General features: G+C 72.5%; 7 protein-coding genes. 1 reads left to right on the forward strand and 6 read right to left on the reverse strand.

Annotated features, from left to right (window positions below; genetic code table 11):
* The first annotated feature begins 148 nt into the window (after window positions 1-148).
* Window positions 149-1378 carry a nitrate/nitrite transporter gene (locus ACFV9W_RS26790; RefSeq protein WP_385765290.1) on the forward strand — a complete coding sequence of 410 codons (1230 nt, stop codon included), beginning with the start codon at window positions 149-151 and terminating at the stop codon, window positions 1376-1378.
* On the opposite strand, the gene ACFV9W_RS26795 is transcribed toward ACFV9W_RS26790, so the two are convergent.
* The 6 genes from ACFV9W_RS26795 to ACFV9W_RS26820 form a co-directional block, all read right to left on the reverse strand.
* Window positions 1350-2729: a hypothetical protein gene (locus tag ACFV9W_RS26795; protein WP_385765292.1), complete on the reverse strand. Its 1380-nt coding sequence runs from the start codon at window positions 2727-2729 to the stop codon at window positions 1350-1352. The two genes, ACFV9W_RS26790 and ACFV9W_RS26795, sit on opposite strands and share 29 nt — an antisense overlap.
* Window positions 2726-7840, reverse strand: a complete 5115-nt coding sequence (locus ACFV9W_RS26800; RefSeq protein ID WP_385765295.1) for a hypothetical protein — start codon at window positions 7838-7840, stop codon at window positions 2726-2728. Before ACFV9W_RS26800 ends, ACFV9W_RS26795 begins: the two co-directional genes overlap by 4 nt.
* Window positions 7840-9915 (reverse strand): CHAT domain-containing protein, encoded by a 2076-nt coding sequence (locus tag ACFV9W_RS26805; protein ID WP_385765297.1) that lies wholly within the window; start codon window positions 9913-9915, stop codon window positions 7840-7842. Before ACFV9W_RS26805 ends, ACFV9W_RS26800 begins: the two co-directional genes overlap by 1 nt.
* A gap of 86 nt (window positions 9916-10001) precedes the next feature.
* Window positions 10002-10832 carry a hypothetical protein gene (locus ACFV9W_RS26810; protein WP_385765299.1) on the reverse strand — a complete coding sequence of 277 codons (831 nt, stop codon included), beginning with the start codon at window positions 10830-10832 and terminating at the stop codon, window positions 10002-10004.
* Between the two features lie 177 nt (window positions 10833-11009).
* On the reverse strand, window positions 11010-11357 hold the full coding sequence (locus ACFV9W_RS26815) for a VOC family protein (RefSeq protein WP_385765301.1): 348 nt from the start codon (window positions 11355-11357) through the stop codon (window positions 11010-11012).
* A gap of 124 nt (window positions 11358-11481) precedes the next feature.
* The gene (locus ACFV9W_RS26820) at window positions 11482-12747 is read right to left on the reverse strand and encodes an MFS transporter (protein ID WP_385765303.1); all 1266 of its coding nucleotides are present in this window, start codon (window positions 12745-12747) and stop codon (window positions 11482-11484) included.
* Between the last annotated feature and the right edge of the window lie 143 nt (window positions 12748-12890).

The following is a 12890-nucleotide window of genomic DNA, read 5'->3' on the forward strand; positions in this document are numbered from 1 at the left end:
CCGCGTACGCGCGGAAGTACATCAATGAGCGCAGTCTTGCCGGAGGCGTGCGCCGTATCAATGACGGTGCATCAAGTCACGGGTGTGCAACGGGAGGTGGTGGGTAGGTAGGTGCTCCGCCCGACCGGCAAGGGGAGCTGGTGAAGGCGTGAGTCGCGACGGACACCGCGCCGGGGAGGCGACCCGGATGGCGCCCGGCGTCGCGCTGGCCGTGGTCGCGGCGAGCACGCTGCTGTCGATGAGCGTGTGGTTCTCCGCGTCGTTCGTGCTGCCGCAGTTGAAGCGGGAGTGGGGGCTGAGCCCCGGTTCCGGTGCGCTGTTGACCGTCGCCGTGCAACTCGGCTTCGTCGTGGGCGCGGTGTCGTCCGCGATGTCCGGCCTTGCAGACCGGGTGGCGAACCGCCTGTTGATGTGCGGTGGCGCGCTGGGCGCCGCCGTGGCCAATCTCGGGGTGCTGCTCGCCGACGGGCTGTGGCCGGCCGTCGCCCTGCGGCTCGCCACCGGGTTCTTCCTCGCGGCGGTGTATCCGCCCGCGCTCAAGGAGACCGCGACCTGGTTCCGTGCCGGACGGGGCAAGGCCCTGGGGGTCATGATCGGCGCGCTCACCGTCGGCTCGGCACTGCCCCACGCCGTGAACGCCGCGGGCGGCGTGGACTGGCACCTCGTCATCGCGGTGACCTCGCTGATGGGCGCGTGCGGGGGAGCGCTCGCCCTGGCCCTGCGCTCGCCCGGCCCCTACCCGTTCCCGCGGCGCCGGGTCACCGTCGGCGGCGCCCTGCGCTCGCTGCGCAACCGCGATGTCGTGCTCGCCGACCTCGGGTACGTGGGGCACATGTGGGAGCTGTACGCGATGTGGGGCACGGTGGCGTCGCTGCTGGCCGGCGTTCCGCTGGTGGCTGAGTCGAGCCGGACCGACGCGCTGGCCTCCACCTTCGCCTTCGTGTGCATCGGGGTCGGCGCGATCGGGTGCCTCGTGGGCGGGGTGCTCGGCGACCGGTGGGGGCGTGCCTCCGCCGCCCGGATCTGCCTCGTGTGTTCCGGTGGGGCGGCGCTGCTGCTCGCCGCCGGTGTCGACGCGATGCCGTCGGGCCTGGTCATCGCGGTGTGTGTCTTCTGGGGGTTCTGGGTGGTGGCCGACTCCGCCCAGTTCTCGGCACTGGTCACCGAACGGGCCGACCCCGACTACGTGGGCGGGGCGCTGTCGTTGCAGCTCGCGCTCGGCTACTCCACCACCGCGCTCACGTTGTGGGGCGTTCCCGTCCTGGTCGAGCACACCTCGTGGCGGGTCGCGCTGCTGGTGCTCGCGGTGGGGCCCGCCGTGGGCGTGGCGGCCATGAGCCGGTCGATCGTCAGGGACCGGCGCGCGGCGTCGGCCTGAGGCCCGTCCGCCTCTCCGTCCTCTCCGTCCTCCCCGTCTTCCCCGTCTTCCCCGTCTTCCCCGTCTTCCCCGTCCTCTCCGTCCTCTCCGTCCTCTCCGTCCGATCGTCCGGTTCCACCGCTCGTAGGGCGCGCAGTAGGTGATCTCCTGTCGAGGTGTCCCGCCCGCCGTTCGCCGCGCCGGACGGGGCTTCGGCACGTGGTCCCTCGGGTCGCAGCGCAAGGGCCTCGGCAACCGCCCGGGCGCCGACGCGGCGTGCCCGGTACTCCGCCGGGTTCGTCAGGAACGCCAGCGCCGCCGCGGCGAACACCTCGGGCACACGAGTGAGGCCGGACGCAATGCCCGCCAGCAGACGGCCCGCGTGCAGCCGGTCGGCCGATGCCGAGGGAAGCAGGTCCGGGAGGCGGCGGGAGCCGAGCTGCGGGTAGCCGTCATCGAGGAGGGCCCGTGCCACCCTCGTCGAGGCGGCGTCGCTGCCGTCCACCGGCGCGGGCCACACTTTCGGGGGTTCCTGGCCGGTCAGCTCCACGACGGCGCAGCAGATCCGGAGACGGGTGTCGAGCGGCGGATGCGGCCCCAACTCCTGGGTTTCTCCTGCCGGTTCGGGCTCCAACGCGCCCAACACATCGGCGAGCATCGCGGGGTACGCCACCCCGCATGCAACGCTCGCGCACACGTCCGCGAACACCTCGCCGCACCACGCCTCGGGCAGCGGCGTGCCCGCGAGCCGCGCGGCGATCGTCTCCGTCAGGCCGAAGTCGTCCTCGATGTGATGGCCGGCCTCATGCGCGACGGTCAGCATGGCGGGCACGTGCGAGCCGTAGTACCAGGGCACGTCGATCACGGGGAACGGCAGGCTGCGTACCAGCTGGACGCCCGCGCGCGTGTGCATGCCGCCGCGCGGCAGCAGATCGCGGTACTGCCCGCCGCGCCGGTGTGCCCGCGGCGCCGGATCCCGGCTGAACGACACGAGTGGCGGTTCCTTGTGCCGGGCGTTCCCCGCCCCTTCCGCCGCCTCCAACGGGCCCTTGTAACACGCCCAGGCCAGTTCGTCCGCCGCGTCGAGACACCCCCGGTACTCGTCGAGCCTGCGCAGCGCGAACTTCGACCGGAAGTAGTCCCAGACGTGGTGCAGATCCAGGACCAGCACGTGCAGGCCCGCCGCTCCGGAGCCGGCGGCGAGCTCGGCGCGCGCCGACGCGACACCCTCGGCCAACATGGCCTCCACCGCGCGGAGTTGACTCTGGTGCTTCTCCAGCGGCGCCTGCGCCCCGCATGTCAGCCGCCGCCAGGCGGTCAGTTCGTCGTCCAGCCCATCGAGCAGCGACTCCAGCTCCGCCGACCGTGTCACGACTGACCCATCGGGCGGCGCAGCAGCGCGGAGGACGCCGCGTACAGCGCCGTCGCCCGCAGCGCGTCCTCGTCCGTCTCGAACGTCGTGCCCCGGTCCTTCCCGCCGTCACGGACCACGGTGCGCATGCCGCGTACCGCGTGCGCAACGGCGGCCTCGTCGGACAGCGCCCGATAGAAGGCGAGCATGTGCTCGAGGCCGCTCTCCGGGAACAGCCCCGTGCACACGATCGCGGGGCAGTCACCGAGCCGGAACAGCTGCGCCGCGAAGAGATTGCGCAGCGCCAGCTGGACGTGGAGGTCCACCTCGGAGCCCGGGCACGGCGGATCGAGCACGACCAGCGGCGTGCTCCCCGGCGCGAACCCGGCCAGCCAGCGCGACAGTTGACTCGGGAACAGGTCGGAGCCGCGGGCCTTGCTCTCCAAGCGGCGGGTGTGGCCGGGCGGCGAGAAGTCGACGTACGGCATGCCGTCGCGCTGGCGCAGCGGGGCGGCGATGTGCAGGACATCGGTGCCGTCCGGAGGTGATGTCACCCGCGCGGTGAGGTCGGTCACCGAGTCCACCACGACCAGCTTGACCGGGAACCGGTGCTGCTGCGGGTGGAGTCGGCGCTGCCAGTACGACAGCGGCACCATCCGCTCCTCCTGCTTCGTGCTGAACACCAGGACCTTGCGCGGGCCCGGCTCGCGGGTCTCGTCCCGTTGCAGGACGCGCCTGGTCTCCGGGCCGACGAGGGGCCGCCCCGCCGTCGCGCCCCCGGGCTGTATCCGGTTCAGCGCCTTGCGGGTCTCCGGCCCCACGAGGCCGTCCACGTCGAGGCGCAGACCGAACCGCCGGTTGAGCCGGAGCTGCAGCCAGCGCACATCCATGCGGCGGGCAGCGGAGGGCAGCATGCGGTACATCACCGGCTGCTCGTCGTCGCCCGCCGCGTCCAGCGCGTGCTGCAGCGTCATCTCCCAGGGCAGCGCGTGCGCCGTCGGGTCCTCGGACTCCAGCCGGGCGAACCGCAGCCTGCGCAGCGTGGACTTGCTCAGGGCGGCGCGCAGCAGCCACTCGTCGGCGTGCCAGGCCGCCAGCTTCGCCGGGTGGGGCGAGGCCTCGTCGTCCACCGGGTCGATGTCCGGACGACGGCGAAGCGCCAGCGGACGCTCGCCCGGCCAGTCCTGGAAGAGACGCAGCTCGTCCTGCCGGTCCACATCGCGCATCACCGGCCAGCTCAGGCTGAACAGCAGGTCCTCGATCCGCTCCGGCACGCCGTCGACCTGGATGCGCCGCGCGCAGTCGGTCAGCGTCTGCGGGAGGCTGTGCTGCACGATGCCGGTGTGCGAGGCCAGCGCGACCGCCCGGTGGAACGCCTGAACGGCCGCGGTGCGATCCGGCTCGATCCCGGCGAGCAGCACCAGCGCGGCGAGCGCCAGCCGGGCGTGCGGAACACGCGGCGCGCCGCTCGGCACGGTACGGGGCTGCTCCCACGGCACCCGGCGCAGCAGCCGGACGGCCAACTCGCGTCGGCCGAGCCGGGCCGCGATGCGCCCGCACCGCCACACGATGAGCCGGTTCTCGCCCGCCCCCTCGACGAGGCTCGCCACCGCCCGTTCGAGGCGGTCCTGATCGGCGCCGCCGACCTGGGCGATCAGCAGCCTGGCCAGCGCCTGGTCGGGGTTCCCGCAGTCGTCCGTCATCTCGTAGAAGGGGCGCAGCAGCGGCCACGGCACCCGGTTCTCCAGGGCCGGGTTGTCGACCAGGTCGCGCAGGGTGGCGAGGCGTGCCTGCGCGGGCCGCACCTCGCCGAGTGCCTGCTCCAACTGCCGTAGCTGCTCCTCGGGGTTCTGGTCATCGGTCAGCGCCGCGATACGGCACAGCACCTGCAAGGGACGTACCAGCGCGGGCAGTTCCCCGTACGGCATCGGCAGGCCCTCGACGGACGTCACCCCCTGCGTGCGCTTGGCCCACTCGCGGGCCAGCAGATGCAGGCGCAGCGCGAACTCCGGTTCCTGGCCCGGGGATTCCTTGGGTTCAAGGAGGCGGTGCGCGGAGGTGAGGTCCATGCTGTCGCGCAGCAGGAAACGGGCGAACAGATAGTGGCATTCGGGCTCGCCCGTCAGATAGCCGAGTTCGGACCACAGTCCCGCCGCGCTCGTGAACCAGTCGTCGGCGTCGGACAGTTCCTGGAGCTCCCCGAAGGCCACGCCGCGCAGCTGGGCGTTCTGCGCGAGGTGCCGGTAGCGCTCGGCGCCCTGCAATTGTCCCGCGGCGACGTCCGCACGGTGGATCGCGGTGAGCACGGGCTCCTCCCGCCCCAGCAGCAACTGCGCCTTCGCCTGGAGCCGTGCCTTGTCCGCCTGCTCCGAAGGCGTCGTCACCCGCGCGGCGTCGAGCACGGCCAGGGCCTGCTGCGGGCGCCGGCAGCGCAGCAGCAGCCCGGCCCGCTGGGCGACGGCCTGGAACGTGGGCTGACCGGCCTTCTCCAGCAGCTCGGCGGCCTGCGCGTACAGCTCGATGGCGCGGCCGACGTCGCCCATCAAGCGGCGCTGCGCCGCCTCCGCCGACGCGGCGGTCGCCGCGACGACCCGCTGGTCGATCTCCCGGGCGAAGACGAGGACCTGATGGTAGGCCGCCGCCGTGTCCTGGGAGCGCAGCAGGCGCAGTTGCGCGGCGCGGATGCTCAGCGCCCACAGCCGCTCGAGCGAGGGGAGTTCCCCGCGGGACAGTACGTGCGCGTCGAGCAGGTGCACGGCGTCCCCGGCGTTCCCGCCGAGGCCCAGCATCGCGGCCCGTACGACGTCCTCGCGCACCGAGTGCGGCCGGTCCTGCGGGCTGACGCCGCCCTGCGCGTACAGCTCCTCGGACCGCGTCAGATGCAGCTCGATGTCCGCCCACACATGGTCGTGCGCCTCCGAGGGGGTGCCCTCGGCCATGGCCTCGCGGAACTGGGCGTAGGCGATGTTGAGATGGGCCTCGGCCATCAGCGAGAACGTGATGACGGTGCCGCCGCGCACCTGGCGCGGGACGTCGCGTTCCACGTACTCGTCGCCGAGGATCTCCTCGGCGAGACCGCGCAGTTGGTCGGTGTGTCCGCCGGCCCAGGCGCGCTCCATCGCCGAGCGCCAGCGGCGGGGCGCCCGCGGGTCCCGCATCTGGAAGCGGTGGTAGAGGGATTCGCGCAGATACCAGGCCCAGTTCTCCGGATCGGCCTCGCCGGCGTCTGCGGCCCGCCGCTCGAAGATCCGGGCGAAGTCCCGGTGCAGTTCGGTGAAGACGTTCTTGTCGGAGATCAGGTCGCGCATCGGGCCGAGCACCACGCTGTGGAAGACCACGGACTCCTCGTCGCCCGCGACCTCGCTGATCCACGAGGAGCCGCCCGCGTACTGGAGCAGCTTGCACCAGGCGTCGTCGAGGCGTTCGCGGTCCGGCGGCGGGACGGGCGGGAAGACCGTCCCCTCGTCGTGCAGTTGATGCGCGTCGGTCAGCGGGTCGTCCGCCGCCTGCGCGGGCCCGGCGGTCATCCGCTTCTGGAGGTGGGGCCGCAGGATGTCGTGGACGTGCTCGCGGCGCAGCCGCCGCGGGATCACCCCGTAGCGCACCAGCCACAGCACGACCGGGTCCTCGATGCGCCGCAGTACACGCTTGACGAGGTAGCGGATCAGCGGGTCGCGCAGGCTGCCCAGTTCCTCCGCCGTGACATCGGGGTTCTGGTCGGTGACGTCCGCGAACAGCGCGAGATGGAAGGGCATGCCGTCGCTGCGGCGCACGATGATGTCCCGCAGTTCAGGGTGCCGGACATCGCGCACGTCGCGCAGATAGCGGTCCGCCTCGTCGGGGGTGAACTGCACCACCTGTACGTTCTCGTAGTCGCCCAGCGAGGCGAGCGCCCGGCCGTGCCGGATGCTCAGGTCCGGGCGGCCGGACAGGATCAGGCGCAGCGCAGGGCAGGCGCGCACGGTCTCGCCCAGGAGGCGCAGCAGGCCGTCCGTGTGCGAGGCGCTGCGCAGCACGACCTCCTCCAGCGTGTCCACCACGAGGAGCACGGGCCGCTCCGTGCCGAAGCTCTTGTTGAACCGCGAGGTGAACGCCTCGACGACCTCGCGCTCGATGCGGCTCTCGTCCTGCGACCGGATGCCGCGGGCCGCCTCCGCGGCCGAGCGCGAGGTGGGGCGGCGCAGCAGGGAACGGTACGCGGCGTACTTGTCGAGACCGGTGAACACCCGCTGCGGCAACCGCAGTTCGAGCTGCTCGGCCGCCTCCAGGAGCAGCAGCCAGGGCCAGTGCGCCGCGTTCAGCGGATCGATGACGTCGAAGTCGATCCGGGCGCAGTTGATGTCAGCCTCCGCGGTGACCGCCTTGCGGGACACCAGCCAGCGCAGCTGCATCGTCTTGCCGGTGCCGCCCGTGCCGTGCATCTGCCACACCCGCGGCCCCTGCGCCGACAGCAGCCGCCTGGCCCGCTCCCACAGCCCGTCCGGTTCGAGGAACTGCGCGCAGCGGGCGTAGTCGGCGGCCCAGTACGTGCGGGCCCGCAGAAGTCCGGCACGGTCCTCGGCCAGCCTGAGCAGCGGTCGCGGGGCGATCGCGGCCCGGTCCGGGTCCCTCAGTACGTCGACGAGGTCCTGGCAGCGGGTGAAGTCACGCGCGGTGTCGCTGGTGAGGAACAGGTCGTCGAAGAGCGCGGCGGCGTCCTCCGGGTCGGCGAGCATCAGGTGCCGCAGCTGCTCGGCAGGCCTGCCCCGCGAGGCCCAGTGCTCGCTCAGCAGCCGTTCCAGTTCGACGAGTCGCTTGGGGTACGAAGGCCAGGTGCCCTCCTCCAGCCAGGGGGCCAGATAGGCGGGGCGGTCCGCGTCCGGCACCTGGTAGCACATCCGGTGACCGGGAACCTCCTCCACGGCGCCGCGCTCCAGCAGGGCCGTGAGGCCGACCGGTGCGCCGCCCACGAAGTCCCGGACCACCGCGTACGTCTCCTCGTCGAAGAGCCGCGCGACGGCCGCGGCCCGGAGGGTGTCGGTCCACTCCGGGGGCAGCAGGGCCCGCCGGATGTCGTCCAGGGCCTCGCCCTGGCCGAGCCGGCCCACGAGTTGGCTGAACGCGGCCGCCAGTCGCTCGTCCGGATCGGACATCAGCCCGCCTCCTCCATGCCGTCGACGCCGCCCAGCGCGAGCCATGTGTCCAGGACCCGCTGGTACACCCCGACGTGGAACGACTGCTGATTGCCCTTCAGACCGTTCATGCCGTCCAGGAGCGCCTCGAAGTCCTGGAAGCTCTGGCGCCGCAGAACCCTGTTCGCGTGCCGCTGGCGCTCCCAGAACTCCCTGGCGAGACGCTTGTAGTCGGGCTGCTGGAGGTCGGTGAGGACCACGGGGGAGCCCTCCATGAACTTCTGCAGATGCCGGAAGCCCGGCCAGCTCTGGGGCGCCACGGCCAGGATGCGCAGCGGGAAGTCGCCGCCGCCCTCCTGCACGGGGCCGAGCAGCAACGGCAGGAGGGCATCGCTGAACTCGGACTCGCTGATCCGCTGGACGCTGTCGATGGCCAGCAGATGCGGGCGGCGCCGGGCCACGGCGCGGCTCCGCAGGGTGTTGAGGAAGGCCTGGAAGATCTCGGCCCTGCGCGCCTCGGCGTGCCGGTCGGCATCCACGCTGAAGGAGTGGCCGAGGTCGAACGCGGGCGACGGCATCCCCTCCGCCCACCGCTGGCCGCCCTGCGCGGCGAGGTTGAGCACCTGGTTGAACCGGGCGAACTCCGTGACGTGCATGGCACTGGGCTGACGCTTGTCGTCCGTGCACGCCTCGCGCAGCGCCCGCAGCACGGCCAGCCAGTCCAGGGTCACCGGTTCGTCGCCGTCGCCCCGGCCCGCGTAGTCGGCGAGGTCGGCGTACGTGACGTCCTCACCGCGCAGCATGCAGGTGAGCAGACACCATTTGGCGAGCCACGTCTTGCCGGACTTCTGCCGTGCGGAGGTGATGGCGAGCAGCCGGTCCGGCGGGGCCGTGTCCTGCGGCGGTTCCCACCAGCCGGTGCGGCGTTCCTTGGCCCGCCCCACGAACATCGCGAGCTCCGTGAACGGCCAGCTCTTGTTCAGCCGGGTCAGTTCGGGCTCCGGGTGGCCGAACTTAACCCGCACCACGTCGCGCGGGTCCTCCACGCCGCACTGGAGGACCGGCAGCGCCCACGAAGGGCCGTCCGAGTCGTCGATGTGCAGGTGGTTGCGGGCCGCGGTGACGGCCGCGTCGATCGACTGGGCGCCGGCCAGGTCCTGGTACAGCGAATGGGAGAACTCGGCGGCGGCCGACGACTCGATGTCCGCCTGCATGGACACCACCGCCAAGGAGCCCCGCTCGAGACACGTCTCGACCAGATCCGCGAAGTCGGCCGCCGGGGCGTGCGCGAGGCGGCAGGCGTTGAGCACCACGAGCCGCGGCTTCCAGGAGACGTAGAGGTGATCCATCTGTTCGGGGCCGAGCGTCCAGCTCTCCTCCGGTGCCTCCCAGCGCGGGTCCTGGGGGCCGCTCGCGGGCTGCGCGACATTGAAGTGGAGCCTTCCCACGTCCCCCTCGACCGCGCGCATGCCGTGCCCGATGAAGTGCAGCACGTGCGGGCGGACATGGGTCACCTCCGCGATCAGCTCACGCAGGCTCGGGCCGTCGATCACCTCGGTGTGCACCCGGCCGGGCAGCTGGGTGAGCGCCGCGCCGATCATCGCCAGCTCCTGGTCGGCGAGGAGACGGCGGTCGCCCGGATTGCACACCACCAGGAGCACCCGCAGGGGCCCCTGCTCCGGAGGGTTGTCGGCGGAGGGCCCCACGCGGCGCCCGCGGCGCAGCAGCACGAGGTTGTTGCGCGACCACGCCTGCCGCCTGTCGCGCATCAACTCCCAGGGCAACCGGGCCAGTTCGGGGCAATCGATGTCCACCCTGACGTGCAGCGGGTCCTTCTCGGACGCCCCGGCCTGCAACTCCGCCCAGCGGCCCGCGGGCGCCGCGTCGAACACCGCGCGGTACAGGCGAAGCCCGACCTCCGTCCGCTGCTGCGGGGGCGCCCCGGACTCGAGCGCCGCGGTGAACGCCGAGGCCCTGACACCGGTCGGATCGTGGGCGACCGCCACCAGCTCGTCGCCCAGCTCCCACTCGAACTCACTTGTATTCGTGTGCAGTTGGACCCGGTCGTCAGTGATGCGAATAACTGCGTCGGTCATTGCAGGCCCCCCGAGGGTCTTGCGTGTGCCGTGTGCCGTGTGCCGTGTGCCGTGTGCCGTGTGTGCGTGTGCCTGGTGGCTCGGGCCTAGAGCCGTTCCCCCGACTCCAGGCGTTCCAAGTGGTCCGATTGCTCTACGTTTTCGACGACCGCCCCCGCGTCGTCGCGGGCCTCGTCCAGCAGGAGCGTGGGCACGGGCCCCGCGGCGAGACCACGGCCGGGTTGCGGCGTGCCGTACTCCTCCCGGACGCGCCTCAGCCACGTCCCGCGCACCCGCAGGACCCGATAACAGGGGGTGAGATCCGTCCCGGTCCAGTTCAGGCCCAGCCGGCTCGACGCGCTGAAGGCGGCTCGGCCGGCGAGGTCGACCAGCTGCAACGGCCCCGGCCCGACCGTGCCTTCGAGCCGCAGCTCGGCGCTGGCGCCGCCCTTGTCGGCGATGAGGACGGTCCCGGCGCGGGCACCGACCACGTCGGACACGACGAGCAGATCCGGGTCCCAGTCACCCCGCCACAGCCGCCGCACCAGGCAGTCGGCCAGCCCGGCGAGGTCCGCGAGGCCCGACTGTTCGAGACCGGTGTAGACGATCAGGGCGCTGTGCTCGTCCCGGAACTCCACCAGCGCACCGGCCTCGGCCGCCGCCACCGACGAGAACCCCTGCGCCGCGACGCCCGCGGCCTTGAACCGTACGGCGACCGTGCCCCCGGCGTTGTACGTGATGTCACCCGGAGCCCCCACCGGGCCCCGCTTCGCCTCGATGCCCCGGTCGGCGAGGCTGCCCGCGGGGACCGAGCCGCGGCGGTGCAGTTTGCGCACCTCGCCGACCTCGACGCGCTCCGTCAACGGCCACGCCAGCCACCAGCCGCGGTAGACGTCCCCGAGCGCCTTCCGGTACGCCTCGTATGAACCCTTGGCCATAGCCGCTCCCCCCTTGCCCCCGTGAGAACGCGGCACCTTTTTTGGAGGCTAGCAGCGGTTCCGCTCCCGGGCGCCGGGCCGAACGGCCCCTGCTTCCGGGGGACCCGGACCCCGTACGAAGACGGCGGTACGCGGACGGGACGGGGAGCGTAAGGGGACCGCTCGGCCGGGCCGTCGTCAGGTCACCGGGTTCTCCAGCAGCGTGACCCGGTTGCCGTCCGGGTCGGTCACGGCGGCGAACCGGGAGCGGACCCCGCCGGTCTGTACGGGGCCCGCGGTCAGGCCGCGCTCCGCGAGCCGGGCCAGGGCCTCGTCCAGGTCGGGCACCTCCAGGTTGAGCAGGGTCGACCCGGCACGCTCGGGATCCACGAAGACCTGGAGCCAACCGTCGGAGGTGAGGTGCCAGTCGGCCAGGGACGGCATCGGCCGGGTGTCGGGCGCCCGCCCCAGCAGGCGTTCGTACCAGGTCACCGCGGTGTCGATGTCCCTTACCGGCGCGACCATCAGCACACGCGCGATCTTCATGGGTGACCAGCCTCCTCGATGCGGAGCGTGTTTTTCCCTGTCGCTGTTGCAGACCCCTATGGAACACCGATCTCATCGCCGCCGCCGTGGGAGGCGCCCGCGCCCCACCGCCCAGCAGCACGAGCTAGCAGTCCGACAGAGTGCCCCGGTTCTTGTCCCGCCGCGTGTCCTGGGTCGTCTCCGTGGTGCCTTCCGCGTGGGGAGGCGACGGGGGAGTGGCCGGACCGCCCCCGGTGCGCAGTGTCACGACCGCCGCGACCGCAGTCGCCGCCGCCATCAGCAGGAAACCGAAGGAGAAGGTGGCCACCTGGGCGGCGAGGCCCAGCAGGAGCGAGCCGAGGCCGGTGCCCGCGTCGAAGCCGATGTTCCAGGCGACGGAGGTGGTGTGCCGGTGCTCCGTGCCCGCGCGGTTCAGCGCCTGTACGAGGGTGACACTCTGCAGTCCTCCGTACGCCGCCCCCAGCAGCAGGAGTCCGCCCAGCAGGCCGGGGAGGACGGCAGGACCGGAACGGACGGCCCAGGCGACGAGGCAGAGCCCCGCGCACGCCGCGAGCAGCAGGCCGAAGTTGAGCGGCCGGGCGCTGAACCGGTCCGCGAGCACGCCGCAGCTCCACCGGGTCACCGCCGCGGTCGCCGTGAAGGTGACCAGCGCCCCGGCGGCCGCTGCCGGGGAACCGGCGAACTGCGGGGTGAAGGTGAGGATCGCACCGCCGGCCACGGTCACGAGCAGTAGCAGGACCACCGGCATCAGGATGCGCCGCAGCGTGGCCGCCGTCGCCGTCCGGGGAGCGGAGGGGCCGGGCGCGGGTGTGTCGGCGTCGAGGGCGCGTCCCAGGGCGGGGGTGAACGGCAGGGCGAGCACCGGGAGGATGCCGCACGCGAGGATCGCGGGCAGGGCGAACGCCGCGACCAGGGCAGGCGCCGCCGGGGTCAGCACCACCTGGGGCAGCGCGATCGACAGGCCGTACAGGCCGATGGCCGCACCCTGCCGGCCGGCCGGAGCCAGGGCCGCCACGGCTGTGGCCCCGCACACGGTCATGATGCCGAAGCCCGCCCCGCGCAGCGCCGTGGTGGCGAGGATCGGCCACAGGTTGTCGCTGAGCGCCTGCAGCGGCGCGGGCAGGCCGAGCAGCAGGGCGCCGAGCGCGAACGTCCGCGCCCAGCCCAGCTTGCGGAGCGTGGCTTTGACGCACAGCTGGGAGACGACCGTCATGGCCATCAGGACCGCGGTGACGAGCCCGGCACCGAACTCGTCGGCCCCTCCGTCGAGCGCCCACTGCGGGGACACGGGCAGCAGCAGCGCGAACCCCGAGAAGCAGAAGAGCACCACCACCATCAGGGGCGGGACGCCGCGCGACCGTATGACGGAGGGTGTCGTTCCTTCAGCCATGCAACTCAGTCCTCTTTTCCGTCGGCTTGGCGGGCCAAAGGACGAGCTTAGTAGTGCTTCGTTAGGTCTGTTCGTTGAGGCTGATCAGGAGCATGTTGGATGTGTGGACGCACATGAAGTGAACCGTCTGCGGGCGGAGTTGG

Source organism: Streptomyces sp. NPDC059897 (assembly GCF_042730865.1).
GTDB lineage: Bacteria > Actinomycetota > Actinomycetes > Streptomycetales > Streptomycetaceae > Streptomyces.

Bases quoted from the DNA above. Each gene is read 5' to 3' on its own strand.
- ACFV9W_RS26800 (WP_385765295.1), bottom strand. From the start codon at position 7,840: ATGTCCGATCCGGACGAGCGACTGGCGGCCGCGTTCAGCCAACTCGTG.
- ACFV9W_RS26805 (WP_385765297.1), bottom strand. From the start codon at position 9,915: ATGACCGACGCAGTTATTCGCATCACTGACGACCGGGTCCAACTGCAC.
- ACFV9W_RS26810 (WP_385765299.1), bottom strand. From the start codon at position 10,832: ATGGCCAAGGGTTCATACGAGGCGTACCGGAAGGCGCTCGGGGACGTC.
- ACFV9W_RS26815 (WP_385765301.1), bottom strand. From the start codon at position 11,357: ATGAAGATCGCGCGTGTGCTGATGGTCGCGCCGGTAAGGGACATCGAC.
- ACFV9W_RS26820 (WP_385765303.1), bottom strand. From the start codon at position 12,747: ATGGCTGAAGGAACGACACCCTCCGTCATACGGTCGCGCGGCGTCCCG.